The sequence below is a fragment of the Streptosporangium sp. NPDC020145 genome (genome assembly GCF_040631275.1).
In the GTDB taxonomy this organism is placed as follows: domain Bacteria; phylum Actinomycetota; class Actinomycetes; order Streptosporangiales; family Streptosporangiaceae; genus Streptosporangium.
Genome location: NZ_JBEXZT010000038.1, coordinates 43,526 through 58,712 on the forward strand (window position 1 = coordinate 43,526; position 15,187 = coordinate 58,712).

Below are 15,187 nucleotides of genomic sequence, written 5' to 3' on the forward strand. Positions count from 1 at the left end.
GATCATGATGCCCTCCATGGACCTCCTCTCCTCGCTGCCCGCCTTCGTCCTCGCCGTCATGCTGATCTCCTCCTCACCGGGGCCCGCGATGGCGCTGATCCTGCGGCGCGCGGCCCTGCACGGCTTCTCCGGCGCGGTGCCCACGGTGCTGGGCCTGGAGGCGGGCCTGTACGCGTGGGCGTTGCTCGCCGCCACCGGGCTCACCGCCCTCGTCGCCGCCTCCGAGGTGGCCTACCTGATCCTGCGCGTGGTGGGCGGCGGCTTCCTGCTGTACCTCGGCTTCAGGGCCTGGCGTACGGCGTGGCGCGGTGCGCGGGCCGGGGAGACGGTGGCGGAGGAGCCTGGGCCCGGATCGTCGCCGTCCTGGTGGAAGGCGTTCGGTGAGGGGGCGGTCGTGATGCTGGCCAACCCGAAGATCGCCGCCTTCATGATCGCTTTCTATCCCCAGTTCGTACCCGCCGACCGGCCGCTGTTCGCCACGACCTCGCTGCTCGCCGCGGTCCAGGTGGCCATCGAGATCGTCCTGTACCTGGCACTGGCGGCCGTGGTCGGACGGGCCGGGGCGTGGTTTCGCCGCCCGGCGATCCGGCGCAGGCTGGAAGCGGTCAGCGGCACGGTCCTCATCGCCCTGGGCCTGCGGATGGCCGTCGAGAGCCGCTGACACTCCGGCCTGAGCGGTTCGCCGACGCCGCTCTCGTCCGCCGGACAACCGGCGCGTGCCGTAGGGGGCTGTGACCTTCTACGGCTGGGAGCGGGCCACGGCCTGGGCGAGGGAGGCGACGTGCTCGGTGAGCGCCGTGACCAGGGCGGGCGGGTTCCTGACGGTGAAGGACCAGGGCAGACCGGTCAGGACGCGCGCCATGGCCTTCAGGTCCTCGGCCCCGCTGACCAGGAGAACCCCGCCTTCCGGGCAGGGGTACAGGTCGCCGAAGGGGGCGGGCAGCCGGTCACGTGCGGTTTCAAGGTCGGTGTCCATCCACACCTCGGTGCGGTGGGTCCAGGCCCCGAGCGTCATCGTCCGCATGACGTGGTCGGTGGGGTCGAACTCCTCGGGAGGGGTGAACCGGGCGGGCAGTTCCGCGGCGGCGCCGATCCTGTCCAGGCGGTACATGCGGACGGCGTCGCGCAGGTGGTCGTGCCCGACCAGGTACCAGCGGCGCCCGTGCACGACGAGCCCGTAGGGGTCCACCTCACGCGCGCCGCGGGTGTGCTCGATCCGTACGGTGTGACGCGCGTGGACGGCCGCGGCCAGCGTCAGGACCAGGTGCGGGTCCGGGGTCAGCGGGCCCGTCGTCGCGGAGGTCGAGGAGACCAGCGCGGTGACACGCCGGCGTAACGCGGCGGGCAGGACGCGGTTGAGCTTGACCAGCACCCGGTCGGCCGGGCCCGGCTCGCCCACCGGTTCGTGCCTGCCGGTGACCAGCGCGGCGGCGACGGCCACCGCCTCGTCGTCGGAGAGCATCAGGGGCGGCAGGCGAACGCCGTGCGCGAGCCGGTAGCCGCCGTAACGGCCGCGGACCGACTCGACGGGGATGTCCATGTCGCGCAGGGCCGTGACGTACCGGCGGACGGCACGTGCGTCGACGGCCAGGCGCCGGGCCAGTTCGTCGGCGGGCACCAGGCCGCGGTCCTGGAGGATCTCCAACAGCGCCAGGACACGGGTTGCCGGACGGGACATGAACCCGATCCTAATGAGGGCAGAAATCGTCCACAATCCGCCCTAGCGTTGCGCCACAGGAGATCGATCGAAAGGAGTCGACCAGGTGTCGACCATCGTTCTTGTCGGCGGTTCGTTCCTCGGCGCGTGGGCCTGGGAGCGGGTCACGCCGCTGCTGACCGCACACGGCCACCAGGTGCACCCGCTGACGCTCACCGGCTTCGGCGACCGCGCCCACCTGGGCTCGCCTGCCACGACGCTCACCACCCACGCCCGTGACATCACGGCCGCGATCGAGTACGCCGACCTGAGGGAGGTGGTGCTCGTGGCGCATTCCTACAGCGGAGCCCCGGCCACGATCGCCGCCAACGCGATCCCCGACCGGATCGCCCGGGTGGTCTACCTCGCCGCCTCCCTGCCCGAGCCGGGCAGAAGCCTGTTCGACATCATCCCCGCCTCCACCGTCGAGGCCATCATGGAGACCGTCCAGGACGGGCGGGTCGCCGTGATGAGCGACGAGATCATCGACGCCAACTTCGGCGACCACGGACTCACCGCCGAGGACTTCGCGTGGCTGCGTGCCCGCGGTGTCGGCCAGCCGGTCGGCACCCTCCAGGACCCGGCGCCGGACGACCTCGGCGCGGTGCGGAAACTGCCGCGTACCTACATCGTCTGCGCGGGTGACCCGGGCGACCCGCCGGACCTTCCGGACCACGACATGGTCGTCCTGGACTCCGGGCACTGGCCGATGATCACCAGGCCGGTCGAGCTGGCCCGGGTGCTGGACGAGACGGCCCGGTCATGACACGCCCCTTCCGTGTGGAGATTCCCCAGGCGAGCCTGGACGAGCTGACCGACCGCCTGGTCAGGACACGTTTCACCCGTTCCCTGCCCGGTGCCGGGCTCGGCGTGCCCGTCGAACGTGTGCGACGGCTGGTCGAGTACTGGCGTGACGGCTACGACTGGCGCCTCTGGGAGCGGCGGATCAACGCCCATCCGCAGTTCACGACCGAGATCGACGGTCTCGACGTGCACTTCCTGCACATCCGCTCGTCCCGGCCGGACGCCCTTCCGCTCATCCTCACCCACGGCTGGCCCATGTCGGTCGTGGAGTATCTGCCGCTGATCGAACGGCTGAGCGACGCCTTCCACCTGGTCGTTCCCTCGGTGCCCGGCTTCGGGTTCTCCGGCGCGCCGGGGGAGCCCGGCTGGGACCGCCGCCGGGTCGCCGCGGCGTGGGCGGAACTGATGCGGAGGCTCGGATACGAGCGCTACGGCGCGCACGGCAACGACGTCGGCTCCCTGGTCTCCATCGAGCTGGGACGCCTGGACCAGCCCCGCGTCGCCGGAGTGCACGTCACCCAGGTCTTCTCGCTGCCCTCCGGCGATCCGGCCGAGCGGGCCGCGCTGGGGCCGGACGACCAGGGGAGACTCGCCGCTCTGGAGCGCTTCATGGCCGGGGGAAGCGCCTATCTGACCCTTCAGGCCACCCGGCCGCAGACCCTCGCGCACGCGCTCGCCGACTCTCCGGCCGGGCAGCTGGCCTGGAACCTGCAGCTCTTCGGCGAAGGGGTGGGCGACGACTACATCCTCACCAACGCCACGATCCACTGGCTGACCGACAGCGCGGGCAGTTCGGCCCTGGTCGGCTATCACGGGCGCAGACCGCCCGCCGAGCGGTCGTCCTTCCCGCTGGGCGTTGCCTGCTTCGCCGACGACTTCTTCCCCTCGATCCGCCCGCTCGCCGAACGCGACCACGGCGCCGTCGTGCGCTGGAACGAGTACGCCAAGGGCGGCCACCACGCCGCGCAGGAGGAACCGCAGGTGCTCGCCGACGACATCCGCGCGTTCTTCGCCACCCACCGGTGACGGCGTCGCCGCGTTCGCGTGACGGTCCGATATGTGGTTGCCTCACGTCGCCGCGTCGTCTTACCGTGCCGAAGTGGATCTCTTCTCTCATACCTGGAGCGCGTTACGTACGGCGGTCGCCGACCTCCCCGACGAGGACTTCGCGCGGCCGTCCGGTTGTGCGGGCTGGCTCGTACGGGACCTGGTGTGCCACCTGGTCATCGACGCCCAGGACGTCCTGATCACCCTCGTGACCCCCGTGGACTCGGAGCCGACCCGCGACGCGGTGACCTACTGGAACGTCGCCGCGGAACCCCCGACCGGTGACGACCCGCTCGACGCGCTGATCGTGCGGCTGGCCGCCGCCTACCAGGAGCCCGAGCTGCTCAAATTCCATCTCGACGACGTCGGCTCAGCCGCCGGTCGCGCCGCCGGGCTCGCCGACCCGGACCGGCGGGTCGGTACCCAGGGCCAGGTCCTCACCGCGGGCGACTACCTCTCCGCGTACGTGCTGGAGTGGACGCTGCACCACCTCGACCTGGTGGCGCACCTGCCGCACGTGGCGGGACCTCCCGCCGAGGGGCTCGCCCGGACCCGCGAGATGCTGGAGGAGATCGCCGGAGCCGCGTTCCCCGCCTCGTTCTCCGACGAGGACGCGCTGCTGGTCGGCACCGGGCGGCGTGCCCCGACCGACGGGGAGAAGGATGATCTGGGGGAACTGGCGGCGCGGCTCCCGTTCGTCCTGGGGTGACCGTAGGCCCGCGTCAGCCGGCGGTGGGGGAGCGGTGACGTCGTAGGGCCAGGACGATCAGCATCACCACGCAGGCCACGGCGACCGCGGCGGCGAAGCACTGCACGGCGAAGAGAAGCCCGGAGACCGTGGCGAGGAAGCCGACCCCGATGACCGGCACCCCGACGCCGAGGTAGATGATCACGTAGAAGGTGGACAGCACGTCGGCGCGGTGTTCGGCGGGAGCCGCCTGGTTGACCGCGGTGATGCCGCCGAGGAACGTGAGCCCCTGGCCGGTGCCGCCGGTCGCCGCCGCCAGGAGCAACAGCGGCAGCGAGGACAGGCCACCGGCGAGGGCGAGCAGTACCAGTCCGGTGGCCAGGAGGGGCAGGCCGGCCAGCTCCAGGTCGCGGGCCTGCCTGCCGTACCCGAGAAGCTGGGCGAGCGCGGAGCACAGCAGCATCAGCGCCACCGCCGCACCGGCCAGGAACAGGTTCCCGCTGCCGGAGAGGATCGCGACATAGGTGGGGACGAGGGCGAGGGAGAGCCCCATCACACTGAACGCGAGGAAGCTCGCCGTACCGCTGGTCACGAAGATGGAGCGCACCGCGGCGGGGATCTCGGGGAGGTGGGGCCCGCGCCGGATGCCCGAGGCCATGACCGGCAGCGCGGCCATCGTCACCGCCGCGGGAACCAGCAGCGCGATCTCCACCGCGAACGGCAGGACGTGCGGCGCGGGGGCGTACTGGGCGAGCAGCCCGGCCAGCACGGGGCCGAGGCCGAGCCCTCCGACGGTGGCCACGGTGGACACCAGCGCGGCCCTGCGGCGGTCGCCGTTCGGTTCGAGTTCCGTCAGCGTCGCGGTCAGCGGGCCCGAGGCCACGCCGAGCGCCACGCCCTGCAGGGCACGGGCGGCGAACAGCCATCCGGTGCTCGTGGCCAGGGCGAAGAGCAACGCTCCCAGCGCGGCGAGCGCCACCGCCGACAGCAGCACGGTGCGGCGGCCGAGCAGGTCGGACAGCGGACCGGCCAGCAGCAGGGAGGGAATCAACACGGCCACGTACGTGGCGAAGATCAATGTGACGATCAACGGGGAGAAGCCGAAGCCCGCCTGGTAGCCCCGATACAGGGGGGTCGGCAGGTTCGTTCCGGTCAGCAGGATGAGCAACGTGTACGCCGTACCCCAGAATCTCCATCGTCCTGCGGGGCCCGCGTCCTGCGGGGAGCGCCTTTCCCGGCGGGGGTCACGACGCGGCGGACGGTCATGGCTCGCGGCGGTGAGTTGATCAAGAGACATCCGTTCCTCCACACCATCATGTTCGGACTTGCCGAACATAACACATGTTCGAGAATGCCGAACATGTCGCTATCCTGGAGGCATGGCAAGCCGTACCGCGACCGAACTCGTCCACCCCGACTCCGACCAGCTCCGGTTCACCGCGGTGCTGGCGGCCCTGAGCGACCCTCTGCGCCTGGCCATCGTCGCCCAGCTCGCCGACGTCGAGCCCGACGGCGAGCTGATGTGCACGACGCTCGCGGTACCGGTCAGCAGGTCCACCCGGAGCGGTCACTTCAAGGTCCTGCGGGAGGCGGGTGTGATCCGGCAGAGGGACGAGGGGACACGGCGGCTGAACCGGCTGCGCCGTGACGACCTGGACGCCCGTTTCCCCGGCCTGCTCGACCTCGCGATCCTGCAGGGTCGCGAGGTGCTCAACGGCTGGTGAGACCGGACCCGGTGGGCTCGTGTGCCTCCCACCGGGCGGGGCCTACCGCGTGCGGTAGTCGCCCAGGCCGTGTTCGAGCAGGTGGAAGGCCTGTTCGGCGTTGACGACCGCGTCGGGGTAGACGGCGTCGGCCGTCTCGCCCTCCAGCAGCCGCCGGATGTTCTCCGACATCAGGGCGTTGCGGGTGCCGAGCATCTGTGCGGCGGCGACGCGGGCGATCGGGTCCGCCCGCCCATCCTGGGTGGCGAGTTCCTCGGCCAGCAGCTCCTGACCACGCGCCAGGAAGTGGTGCAGGTACTGCAGGAGGGCGGGCGTGGAATGGGTGAGCCTCTGCACGGCGAGCACCTGGGGGTCGTCGCTCAGACCGGTGGCCGCGTCGCGAGCGGCCAGGGCCGCCAGGAAATGGCGTCGCAGGGCCCGAACCGCCGGCTCTCCGGCCGCACGGCCACGGACGACACGGGCGGGCTCGTCGACATGTTCTTCCAGCGGCGCCAGGACCAGGGCCTCCTTGGTGGGGAAGTACGGGAGGCTCCTCGGCCCGTTCGTCCAGGAGTTCGGCCCGACCGGCGGCATGGGTCACGTGGTCTGGCCGGCGTCGCGGCACCGGTGGCCACGGTCGGGAACGGCGTGGTGATCTCGTTCGTTTCCCCGATCAACGCCGTGTTCGTGATCGCCGCGGCCATCATGGCGCCCCCCTTCGCCGCATGGCTGCGCGAACCCGCCGCCCCCTCCCTCCCCGCTGAACAGGTGGACGCATGAGCAAGCCCTGGCTGACCTGGACGACCTTCGCCGTGACCGCCGTGACCACCACCGCGGGCCTGCTCCTTCCCGGCCTGTCCGCGCTGCTGGCCAGGAGCCCCAGCCTGCTGGACGGTCAGTGGTGGCGGCTGCTCAGCCCCATCCTGGTCAACCCGGAAGGCTGGTACCAGATCCTTTTCAACGGGGCCGCGCTGCTCCTCCTCGGCACATACGCCGAGCGGGCGTACGGCCGGGCCCGCTGGTTGCTGCTCTACCTGGGAGGCGCCCTGGCCGGGGAGGTCTACAGCTACGCCGTCGGCGACTACAGCGCCGGCTCGTCCGTCGCCATCGCCGGCCTGCTCGGCGGACTGGCCGTCTGGGTGGTGCGCGGCCACTCCGGACTGCCCCGTAGGCCCAGGATCGCCGCCGCCGCGCTTCTGGCCGGCGCGGTCGTGCTCGCCCTCATCGGAGACGAGCACGGTGCCCCCATCCTCACCGGCGCCCTGATCGCCCTGGTCCTCCCCGCCCGCGCGGCAGGGGAGAACACCGCCCACGCCCGATGAGGCGTCCGGCTCGCCACGACCGCTGCGGAGGTCGCGGTGTGCCTCGACCGGGGTGGGCTGGGGACCGTCGTGAACGCGGCCCGGAGCCGACGTGCTCGATCAGCCGATCGGCGGCGCGAGGTACTCCAGCGCGTAACCGTCTCCGGAGGCGGTCACGCGGGCGATGCCGGGAGAGTCGAGATGGGCGCCGGCCACGAAGTGGTCCGGCTGGGTCAGCCGTTCGAGAAGGGCCGCTCGCGCGGAGCGGGCCTGGGACTGGTCACCGTCGAGCTCCCAGGTCACGTTCGGCTGCTCGAACTGGAGCGTGGGAACGTGAACGGTGTCGCCCCAGACGAGAAGGTGGCCGGTGCCGCTCCTGACGTCGTAGACGGTGTGACCGGGCGTGTGGCCCGGCGTCGGGATCGCGGTGACCCAGCCGTTGATCGCGACCTTCTCCGACACGGGTACGACCCGGTCGCGGATCGGCTCAAGCCGCCCGGTGAACACCGAGGTGTCGCCCGCGCCGATCCACACCCGCTCAAGTTTGGCGAACGCCTCCGAACCGTCCGGCGCGATCAGGCCGCTCACGTGGTCCTCGTGATTGTGGGTGATGGCCACGTCGGTGACGTGCGCGCGGTCGATTCCCGCCTCGTCGAGCGCGTCGTGGATAAACCCCATGCCCGGGACGTGCCAAACGTTGGACGCACCGGTGTCGACGAGAACCGACCGCGTGCCGTCGGTGACGAAGAAGGCGTTGACCGACAGCCGCAGGTTGTCGTCGATCAGCGGGACGGCGGCAGGCAGCTCGTCGAGAGCGCACCCGTCCTCGTCGCGGAGCCGTGTCGGCGGCATGTCGATGTACCCGTCTCGCAACGAGGTCACCTGCAGGTCGCCGAATTCAAACGTGGCATAACGCAGGCCACTTGAGATCAAACGCATGGAATCTCCATCGTGCTGAGCGCGCATCGCGCATCTTCAATAGAAGAGAATATCTCCTTTAGAAGAAACCATACACTGTGGGCGTCGAGATACCCCCATCGATCGAGGAGCACGGTGGTCGAGCAAGACGGAAACGGTGACGACCTGGCCGGAGCGTTCGGCGGTAACGTGCGGCGGCGCCGCGAGGAGGCGGGCCTGACGCTTGAGCAGCTGTCCGCGCAGTCGTCGGTCAGCCGGGCGATGCTGTCCAAGGTCGAACGCGGCGAGAAGAGCCCGACGATCGGCGTCGCGTCCAGGATCGCCCACGCGCTCGACGCGTCACTCTCGGACCTGATCGGCGCGCCGGCCGCCGCCGCGCCCGGTGTGGCCATTGTCATGCGCAAGAACGATCGTCCCGTCTTCCGTGACCCGGAGACCGGCTTCGAGCGGCACATGGTGTCAGCGGCCCCGGGTGCGGGAGGAGCCGAGATGGTCGTCCACTATCTCCCCGCGCAGGTCTCCACCGGGCTGCTGCCCGCGTATCCGCCGGGTACGGAGAAACAACTCGTGGTGCTCAAGGGCACCCTCACCGTCGCGATCGGCGGGATCAGCGAGACCCTGAACACCGGCGACTCCCTGTTCCTCCAGGCCGACGCGGACCACGGCTTCGCCAACCGAACGAACGCTCCCTGCGAGTACATCATGGTCATCTCGCGCAGAGCCTGATCGGCCGCAGCGTACGGGCCTGGGCAGACGGCGCCACACGCCACCCGCCGTAGCCGTACGAGAACCGCGCGTGTTCGGGTCAACGGCGGATGAGGCCGAGGTCGGTGGCCATGGCGACAGCGGCGGTACGGGAGTCGACGCCGAGTTTGGCGTAGATACGGGCCAGGTGGGATTTGACGGTGCCCTCGGTCAGATGGAGGCGTGTGCCAACGGCCTGGTTGGACAGGCCGTCGGCGACCAGGGCGAGGACTTCGGTTTCGCGCCGGGTCAGGGTGGTGCCGGGGGCACGCAGGCGGTTCATCAACCGGTCGGCGACGGTGGGCGCGAGTGTGGTGCGTCCGGCGGCTGCGGTGTGCACGGCGGCGGCCAGATCTTCGGGCGGGGCGTCTTTGAGGAGGTAGCCAGTGGCGCCGGCTTCGATGGCGGGCAGGGTGTCGGCGTCGGAGTCGTAGGTGGTGACGATCAGCACGCGGGGGGCTCCCGGGCGGGCGGTGATCCGGGCGGTGGCTTCGGCGCCGCCCATGCCCTTGCCGAACTGCAGGTCCATCAGGACGACGTCGATGTCGCCTTCGGCGGCGCGGGTGACGGCGTCCTCGGCGGTGGCGGCTTCGGCGACGATGACGAGGCCGGGCTCGGTTTCCAGCACGGCGCGCAGCCCGGCCCGTACAACAGGGTGGTCGTCGGCCACGAGCAGGCGGATGGGAGTGTCGTCGGTCACGGGCGGGCCTCGGGCTCGGTGTCGGCTGGTGGGGTGAGAGGCAGTTGGGCGGCCAGGGCGGTGCCGTGGCCGGGGGCGGATTCGACGGTGAGAGTGCCGCCGAGGGCCTGGGCGCGGGCGCGCATGGCGGCCAGTCCGAAGCCGCCGGTCTCGGGGTCGGGGGCGGGCAGGCGGGCGGGGTCGAAGCCGCGTCCGTCGTCGGCGACGTCGAGGGCGACGTGGTCACCCAGATAGCCGAGGGTGACCTCGGCGGTGGTGGCCTCGGCGTGCTGCACGACGTTGGCCAGGGCGGACTGGGCGATTCGCAGCAGCGCGACCTCGTGCGCGGTGGTGAGCGGGGCGGGATCGCCGGTGAGGCGGAACCGCGCGGTGAGCCGATGCCGGGCGGACGCGGTGGCGCACAGGCGTTCCAGGGCACCGGCCAGGGTGGTGCCCTCCAGCGTGGGCGGAGTGAGGGCGGCCACGAAACGGCGGGCCTCGGCGAGGTTGTCGACGGCGGCCTGCCTGGCCTGGCCGACGTGGCGGGCCGCGTTCTGCGGTGCCTGGGGCAGTGCGCGCTCGGCGGCCCGTAGCAACAGCTGGATGCTGGACAGGCCCTGGGCGAGGGTGTCGTGGATCTCGCGGGCCAGACGTTCGCGTTCGGCGAGCACACCGGCGGTGTGCTGGACCCGGGCCAGGTCGGCGCGGGTGGCGGTGAGTTCCTCGATCAGCCTGCGGCGGCGCTCGCTCTCCCGGTACAGGGCCTGATAACCCCGTACTCCCGCGACGGTGACGGCGGCGCCGAGCGCGGGGCCGATGGCCATGGCAGGGCTGAAGGAGTGCTGGTGGGCGGAGAATCCGGCGATGGCCGCCACCGCGGTGGCGGCCACCGTGATCGGTCCGGCGCGGCGAGGCAGAAGATGAAGCTGGAGGAAGTACAGCGGGAAGGCCACCCACACGGCGTCGGGAGACAAGGCCAGCAGCGCCAGCCATACGGTGCCCACGACCGCGAGCCACCAGGCGGCACCCCGCCACGTGCGCCGGACGCGCGGCGCAAGCGCACCGGCGGCGTACACCAGGCCGCACGCCCCCGCCGTCGCGGCGATCCATCCGGCATGGGGATGGTCGCCGGCCAGTGCCCGGCCGGAGGTCAGGACGAGCAGGCCGATGATCAGCAGGTGCAGGCACCAGGCCAGGGTCCGGGTGGTGAGGGTCAGGGCGGAGGCGGTGGCGTTCACAGTGTCCTCCAGCCTATGGAGGCAGGCCCGTGGGGGCCTCCATCGAAAGTTAGAACCCGCGTGCCGTCCTTCGGCCCGTGAAGTTCCCCCCTGCGCCAGACGCGTGTGTGAGACGCCGGCGGCGACGGTTGAGGCGTACCCCGCTTCCACCACCGGAAAGGACAGGCCAAGGCCGTGTTCGTCGCCTGGAGAGACCTGAAGTTCGCCAAGGGGCGCTTCGCCCTGATGGGAACCGTCATCGTGTTGATCACCCTGCTGGTCGGGCTGTTGTCCGGGTTGACGGCCGGTCTGGGTCAGCAGAACATCTCCGCGATCACGGAACTGCCCGCAGACAAGATCGCGTTCCAGGCTCCCGGCGGCGGCCAGAACCTGTCGTACTCCAACTCCACCGTCACCGAGCAGCAGTGGCTGCAGTGGTCCACAGCACCCGGCGTCGAAAACGCCGAACCGCTGGGGATCACCACGACCAAGGCCGCCTCCGGAGACAAGAGCACCGCCGTCTCCGCCTTCGGCGTCAAGCCCGGTTCCCGCCTCGCCCCGGTCGGCGACAAGATCAGCGACAGTGCGGTGGTGCTGTCCGCCGCAGCCGCCGACGACCTCGGTGTGCAGACCGGCGGCTCCCTCACCCTGGCAGGTCAGCGGCTGACAGTGGCCGCCGTCGAGGGCGATGCCTCCTTCAGTCACACCCCGGTCGTCTGGACCAGCCTGGATGTCTGGCGCAAGACCGCGCCACCCACCGGTGGCGGGCAGGACCCGACCGCCACCGTCATCGTCCTGACCACCGCCTCCGAAGCCGACACGGCGACCACCGACCAGCGGATCGGTACCCGGACGGTCTCCATCCAGGACTCCCTGTCCGCGATCGGTTCCTACACCTCGGAGAACGGCTCCCTGCAGCTGATGCGCGGCTTCCTGTTCGTCATCTCCGCCCTCGTCATCGGCGCTTTCTTCACCGTGTGGACCATCCAGCGCAGCGGCGACGTCGCCGTCCTCAAGGCACTGGGCGCCTCCACCGCCAACCTGCTCAAGGACGCTCTCGGCCAGGCCGTCGTCCTGCTCACCGGAGGCACCCTGCTCGGCACCGGCATCGCCGTCGCACTCGGCGCCCTCGTGTCCGGCTCCGCTGTGCCGTTCCTCCTCACCCCCGCCACCATCCTGATCCCGGCCGCCGTGATCATCCTCCTCGGCGCGCTCGGCGCCGCCCTGTCCATCCGCCGTATCACCTCCGTGGACCCGCTGACCGCCCTGGGGAGCGCCCGATGAGCCTGAACCTGACCGACATCACCCTCACCTACCCCGACGGTGAGGCCCGCCTGACCGCTCTCGACCAGGTCAGCCTGGAGGTTCCCCAGGGCAGCCTGACCGCCGTGGTGGGCCCTTCCGGCTCCGGCAAGTCCAGCCTCCTCGCGGTCGCCGCCACCCTGATCACTCCCGACACCGGCACCGTCACCGTCGACGGCCGGAACACCACCGGCCTCACCCGCGGCGAGTTGACCGAACTGCGCCGCCACAAGATCGGCATCGTCTTCCAGCAGCCCAACCTGCTGCCCTCCCTGACCGCCGCCGAACAACTCCAGGTCATGGCCCAGATCGACGGTCGCAAACCTCGCACCGCACGCGACCGCGCGATGGAACTCCTCGACGCCGTCGGCCTTGCCGACCAGGCGGGCCGCCGCCCCCACCAGCTCTCCGGCGGCCAGCGCCAGCGCGTCAACATCGCCCGCGCCCTGATGAACGACCCCACCGTCCTCCTGGTCGACGAACCCACCAGCGCCCTCGACCACGAACGCGGCGCCGCGGTTCTCGACCTGATCGCCCGCCTCACCCGCCGGCAGGCCACCGCCACCGTCCTGGTCACCCACGACCGCACCCACCTCACCGACGCCGACCAGATCGCCGAAGTCCACGACGGACGCCTGCGCCTTCCGGCACCGACGCTCCGAACCGGCAGCGGCGCGCCGGGCGAGCGGACGGGATGAGGAGGCGATCACGGTGTGGAAGGCGCAGGTGCGGCCGGCCGTGGGACCACCGCGGCGACCCTGGATCATCTGGTGCGTGCGATCAAGCGCGGGTTGAAGAAGATCCAGTACCGGCCGCATCTGATCGGCGGCTGCCTGGCCGGGACCGGTCCGGTTCTCAAGCCCTCGTAACTCCACGAACTAAAGAGCAACGGCCGGGCGCCTTCGCTGGTCGGCCTCGACGTGGGTGAGGAAGAAGTCCCGGATGTCCTGCGCCAGGAGCTCCGGCACCTCCATCGCGGCGAAGTGGCCGCCGCGCTCGAACTCCGACCAGTGCCTGATGTCGTACAACCTCTCGGCCAGCGGCCGTACCGACTGCGTGATGTCGTGTGCGAACACCGCCACACCGACCGGCACCGGGCACGGCTCGGTCCGCCGTGGAGTCTCGCGGTGCAGCCGTGCCGAGGAGGCCGCGGTGGCGGTCAGCCAGTACAGGGAGATGTCGGTGAGCATCCGCTCGTCACTGATCGTCGAGCGGGGGTCGGTCCACTGCGCGAAGCGTTCGGCGATCCAGGCCAGCTGGCCGACGGGCGAGTCGGTCAGCGCGTAACCGATGGTCTGCGGAGTGGCGGCCTGCAGTGCCTGGTACGGCGGGCGGTTGGCCATCAGCTGCCGGACCTTGTCCAGCCGGGCCTCGTCCGTCTTCGACAGTTCGACGTCGGCGTCCGGGTCCGGCCGGGTGGGCAGATAGTTGACGTGCACCCCGGCGACCCGATCGGGTGCCACCGCGCCGAGTGCCAGGGAGATGCCCGAACCGAAGTCGCCACCCTGCGCGCCGTAGCGCTCGTAGCCGAGACGGCGCATCAGTTCGGCCCAGGCCTGTGCGACGTGGACGATGTCCCAGCCGCGCCGGTGGGTCGGCCCGGAGAAGCCGTAGCCCGGGATGGACGGGATCACCAGGTGGAAGTCGCGCGACAGCGGCTCGATCACGTCGAGGAACTCCAGGAACGAGCCGGGCCAGCCATGGGTGAGGATCAGCGCGAGCGCGTCCGGCTTCGCCGAGCGCACATGGACGAAGTGGATGTTCTGGCCGTCGATCTCGGTGGTGAAGTGCGGAAGCTCGTTGAGCCTGGCCTCCTGCGCACGCCAGTCGTACCCGGTGCGCCAGTACTCGGCGAGTTCCTTCAGCCGAGTCAGCGGGAAGCCGTAGTCCCACCCGGCGTCGGCGACCTCGTTGGGCCAGCGGGTTCGGGAGAGGCGGTCGGTCAGGTCGTCGAGGTCGGCCTGGGGGATGTCGATGCGGAACGGCTTGATCACGGTCTTCACTCCGGGGAGGTTTAAACGTTAGTGACACTAACGAAGGTAGACTGTTAGTGTCACTAACGCAAGAAGCGGAGGAATCCCGTGGGCACGATCCCCGAACCGACCCCGGCCCGGCTGCGCGCCATCCCCAGCCGCCTGCTCGCCGGGACCGCGATCGTCGCCGACCGGCTCGTCGGTGAACGCCTGTCCGCGGAAGGCGCTCACAAATGGCACTTCGCCGTACTGGTCACGCTCGCCGAGGCCGGCCCCGCCAGCCAGGCCGAGCTCAGCCGCCGCACCGGCATCTACCGCAGTGACATGGTCGCCGTCCTCAACGAGCTGGCGGACGCCGACTACGTCCGCCGCGAACCCGACCCCGCCGACCGCCGCCGCAACGTCATCACCCTCACCCCCGTCGGCCGCCGCCGCCTGGAGCACCTCGACGCGCTCATCGCCGACGCCCAGCGCGAACTTCTCGCCCCCCTCACCCCCGGCCAGCGGGAGGAGCTCACTCGACTGCTCACCGTCCTCGTCGAACACCACCGCCCCCCGCACCCCCGCCCGCACGACGCGCGATAGCCCATCGCCCGCCTCCGGAGTCTCCGCGAGGTGACCCGATCGGGGCCCGTCCCGGAGTTCCCCGACCACGGTGGGCCGATCCGTCGCCCCGGGTGGCGTTGTCAACGGGAGTCATGTGTCTCGACAAGGTCAGTCAGATGACACGGATTCGAGGGGTGATCCGTCAACCGGATCTCTGTTATCAACGAAATATCAGATAGTTGGACAACGGTAGTAAAGGGGAACTATCCATGTCACAGCGCACGAAGTCCATCAAGCTGAGGCTTCTCGGCGCCGTCGGTGCCGCGGTCATGCTGGCGCCTGTGCTGGCGACCGGTTCGGCCCAGGCCTCCACCGATACCGCTCGCCAGGCGTTACTGGTCACCGGCATCCACGTCTACTCCTCCACGGGCTTCTCGGGCCCGGACGCCTGGCTCAACGGAGACCCCGGTCAGTGCTACTAGGAGCTGTTTGGGGTTCGGATCTAGGTGTGGCCCAGTGGCGGGCCGGCCGTGGCTGGTAGAACTCGGACGTGGCGCGTTTTGATGTGA

At 70.7% G+C, this 15,187-nt stretch carries 20 protein-coding genes; 13 read left to right on the forward strand and 7 right to left on the reverse strand.

All coding sequences use genetic code 11. From position 1 onward, the window contains the following. Positions 1 to 16 precede the first annotated feature (16 nt). On the forward strand, positions 17 to 661 hold the full coding sequence (locus ABZ463_RS38010; protein WP_362784291.1) for a LysE family translocator: 645 nt from the start codon (positions 17 to 19) through the stop codon (positions 659 to 661). Between the two features lie 78 nt (positions 662 to 739). Here ABZ463_RS38010 and ABZ463_RS38015 read toward each other — a convergent pair whose 3' ends face one another. After that, the gene (locus ABZ463_RS38015; RefSeq protein WP_362784294.1) at positions 740 to 1,678 is read right to left on the reverse strand and encodes a YafY family protein; all 939 of its coding nucleotides are present in this window, start codon (positions 1,676 to 1,678) and stop codon (positions 740 to 742) included. Positions 1,679 to 1,763: 85 nt separating this feature from the next. On the opposite strand from ABZ463_RS38015, the gene ABZ463_RS38020 reads away from it, so the two are divergent. From ABZ463_RS38020 to ABZ463_RS38030, 3 genes are all read left to right on the forward strand, one after another. Then, positions 1,764 to 2,462 (forward strand): alpha/beta fold hydrolase, encoded by a 699-nt coding sequence (locus tag ABZ463_RS38020; RefSeq protein ID WP_362784297.1) that lies wholly within the window; start codon positions 1,764 to 1,766, stop codon positions 2,460 to 2,462. After that, on the forward strand, positions 2,459 to 3,526 hold the full coding sequence (locus tag ABZ463_RS38025) for an epoxide hydrolase family protein (protein WP_352012253.1): 1,068 nt from the start codon (positions 2,459 to 2,461) through the stop codon (positions 3,524 to 3,526). The genes ABZ463_RS38020 and ABZ463_RS38025 overlap by 4 nt, the downstream gene beginning before the upstream one ends. A gap of 73 nt (positions 3,527 to 3,599) precedes the next feature. After that, positions 3,600 to 4,256, forward strand: a complete 657-nt coding sequence (locus tag ABZ463_RS38030) for a maleylpyruvate isomerase N-terminal domain-containing protein (RefSeq protein ID WP_362784302.1) — start codon at positions 3,600 to 3,602, stop codon at positions 4,254 to 4,256. Positions 4,257 to 4,269: 13 nt separating this feature from the next. Here the strand turns inward: ABZ463_RS38030 and ABZ463_RS38035 are convergent, their stop codons facing one another. Beyond that, positions 4,270 to 5,532, reverse strand: a complete 1,263-nt coding sequence (locus tag ABZ463_RS38035) for an MFS transporter (RefSeq protein ID WP_362784305.1) — start codon at positions 5,530 to 5,532, stop codon at positions 4,270 to 4,272. Positions 5,533 to 5,614: 82 nt separating this feature from the next. Here ABZ463_RS38035 and ABZ463_RS38040 point away from each other — a divergent pair, with 82 nt between their 5' ends. Beyond that, a complete protein-coding gene (locus ABZ463_RS38040; protein WP_352012256.1) occupies positions 5,615 to 5,959 on the forward strand; it encodes a helix-turn-helix domain-containing protein in 345 nt (114 codons plus the stop codon). Between the two features lie 42 nt (positions 5,960 to 6,001). On the opposite strand, the gene ABZ463_RS38045 is transcribed toward ABZ463_RS38040, so the two are convergent. Further along, positions 6,002 to 6,532, reverse strand: a complete 531-nt coding sequence (locus tag ABZ463_RS38045; RefSeq protein ID WP_362784308.1) for a TetR family transcriptional regulator — start codon at positions 6,530 to 6,532, stop codon at positions 6,002 to 6,004. A 57-nt stretch (positions 6,533 to 6,589) separates the two neighbouring features. On the opposite strand from ABZ463_RS38045, the gene ABZ463_RS38050 reads away from it, so the two are divergent. Continuing rightward, positions 6,590 to 6,718, forward strand: coding sequence for a hypothetical protein (locus ABZ463_RS38050; protein WP_362784311.1), 129 nt, complete (start codon positions 6,590 to 6,592; stop codon positions 6,716 to 6,718). Continuing rightward, a complete protein-coding gene (locus ABZ463_RS38055) occupies positions 6,715 to 7,260 on the forward strand; it encodes a rhomboid family intramembrane serine protease (RefSeq protein ID WP_362784314.1) in 546 nt (181 codons plus the stop codon). The genes ABZ463_RS38050 and ABZ463_RS38055 overlap by 4 nt, the downstream gene beginning before the upstream one ends. A gap of 99 nt (positions 7,261 to 7,359) precedes the next feature. Here the strand turns inward: ABZ463_RS38055 and ABZ463_RS38060 are convergent, their stop codons facing one another. Beyond that, a complete protein-coding gene (locus ABZ463_RS38060) occupies positions 7,360 to 8,178 on the reverse strand; it encodes an MBL fold metallo-hydrolase (protein ID WP_362784317.1) in 819 nt (272 codons plus the stop codon). A 114-nt stretch (positions 8,179 to 8,292) separates the two neighbouring features. Between ABZ463_RS38060 and ABZ463_RS38065 the strand changes: the two genes are divergently transcribed. Next, complete coding sequence (locus tag ABZ463_RS38065) at positions 8,293 to 8,883, forward strand: XRE family transcriptional regulator (protein ID WP_352012260.1); 591 nt, start codon at positions 8,293 to 8,295, stop codon at positions 8,881 to 8,883. Positions 8,884 to 8,962: 79 nt separating this feature from the next. Here ABZ463_RS38065 and ABZ463_RS38070 read toward each other — a convergent pair whose 3' ends face one another. After that, a complete protein-coding gene (locus ABZ463_RS38070; RefSeq protein ID WP_362784320.1) occupies positions 8,963 to 9,601 on the reverse strand; it encodes a response regulator transcription factor in 639 nt (212 codons plus the stop codon). Next, the gene (locus ABZ463_RS38075) at positions 9,598 to 10,818 is read right to left on the reverse strand and encodes a sensor histidine kinase (RefSeq protein ID WP_362784323.1); all 1,221 of its coding nucleotides are present in this window, start codon (positions 10,816 to 10,818) and stop codon (positions 9,598 to 9,600) included. The genes ABZ463_RS38070 and ABZ463_RS38075 overlap by 4 nt, the downstream gene beginning before the upstream one ends. Positions 10,819 to 10,992: 174 nt before the next feature. Here ABZ463_RS38075 and ABZ463_RS38080 point away from each other — a divergent pair, with 174 nt between their 5' ends. The 3 genes from ABZ463_RS38080 to ABZ463_RS38090 are packed head-to-tail and all read left to right on the forward strand — an operon-like array spanning position 10,993 to position 12,968. Further along, positions 10,993 to 12,081: an ABC transporter permease gene (locus tag ABZ463_RS38080; RefSeq protein WP_362784326.1), complete on the forward strand. Its 1,089-nt coding sequence runs from the start codon at positions 10,993 to 10,995 to the stop codon at positions 12,079 to 12,081. After that, positions 12,078 to 12,797 carry an ABC transporter ATP-binding protein gene (locus tag ABZ463_RS38085; protein ID WP_352012264.1) on the forward strand — a complete coding sequence of 240 codons (720 nt, stop codon included), beginning with the start codon at positions 12,078 to 12,080 and terminating at the stop codon, positions 12,795 to 12,797. Before ABZ463_RS38080 ends, ABZ463_RS38085 begins: the two co-directional genes overlap by 4 nt. A 15-nt stretch (positions 12,798 to 12,812) precedes the next feature. Beyond that, positions 12,813 to 12,968 (forward strand): hypothetical protein, encoded by a 156-nt coding sequence (locus ABZ463_RS38090; protein WP_362784328.1) that lies wholly within the window; start codon positions 12,813 to 12,815, stop codon positions 12,966 to 12,968. 9 nt (positions 12,969 to 12,977) lie between these two features. Here ABZ463_RS38090 and ABZ463_RS38095 read toward each other — a convergent pair whose 3' ends face one another. After that, on the reverse strand, positions 12,978 to 14,093 hold the full coding sequence (locus tag ABZ463_RS38095; protein WP_352012425.1) for an epoxide hydrolase family protein: 1,116 nt from the start codon (positions 14,091 to 14,093) through the stop codon (positions 12,978 to 12,980). A gap of 87 nt (positions 14,094 to 14,180) precedes the next feature. Here ABZ463_RS38095 and ABZ463_RS38100 point away from each other — a divergent pair, with 87 nt between their 5' ends. Then, on the forward strand, positions 14,181 to 14,657 hold the full coding sequence (locus ABZ463_RS38100) for a MarR family transcriptional regulator (protein WP_352012266.1): 477 nt from the start codon (positions 14,181 to 14,183) through the stop codon (positions 14,655 to 14,657). Positions 14,658 to 14,887: 230 nt separating this feature from the next. Next, positions 14,888 to 15,100, forward strand: a complete 213-nt coding sequence (locus ABZ463_RS38105; RefSeq protein WP_362784331.1) for a hypothetical protein — start codon at positions 14,888 to 14,890, stop codon at positions 15,098 to 15,100. Positions 15,101 to 15,187: the final 87 nt, after the last annotated feature.

Coding starts and splice junctions, on each gene's coding strand:
- ABZ463_RS38015 (WP_362784294.1), bottom strand. CDS start 1,678: ATGTCCCGTCCGGCAACCCGTGTCCTGGCGCTGTTGGAGATCCTCCAG.
- ABZ463_RS38055 (WP_362784314.1), top strand. CDS start 6,715: ATGAGCAAGCCCTGGCTGACCTGGACGACCTTCGCCGTGACCGCCGTG.
- ABZ463_RS38010 (WP_362784291.1), top strand. CDS start 17: ATGGACCTCCTCTCCTCGCTGCCCGCCTTCGTCCTCGCCGTCATGCTG.
- ABZ463_RS38045 (WP_362784308.1), bottom strand. CDS start 6,532: ATGCCGCCGGTCGGGCCGAACTCCTGGACGAACGGGCCGAGGAGCCTC.
- ABZ463_RS38025 (WP_352012253.1), top strand. CDS start 2,459: ATGACACGCCCCTTCCGTGTGGAGATTCCCCAGGCGAGCCTGGACGAG.
- ABZ463_RS38060 (WP_362784317.1), bottom strand. CDS start 8,178: ATGCGTTTGATCTCAAGTGGCCTGCGTTATGCCACGTTTGAATTCGGC.
- ABZ463_RS38085 (WP_352012264.1), top strand. CDS start 12,078: ATGAGCCTGAACCTGACCGACATCACCCTCACCTACCCCGACGGTGAG.
- ABZ463_RS38105 (WP_362784331.1), top strand. CDS start 14,888: ATGTCACAGCGCACGAAGTCCATCAAGCTGAGGCTTCTCGGCGCCGTC.
- ABZ463_RS38035 (WP_362784305.1), bottom strand. CDS start 5,532: ATGTCTCTTGATCAACTCACCGCCGCGAGCCATGACCGTCCGCCGCGT.
- ABZ463_RS38040 (WP_352012256.1), top strand. CDS start 5,615: ATGGCAAGCCGTACCGCGACCGAACTCGTCCACCCCGACTCCGACCAG.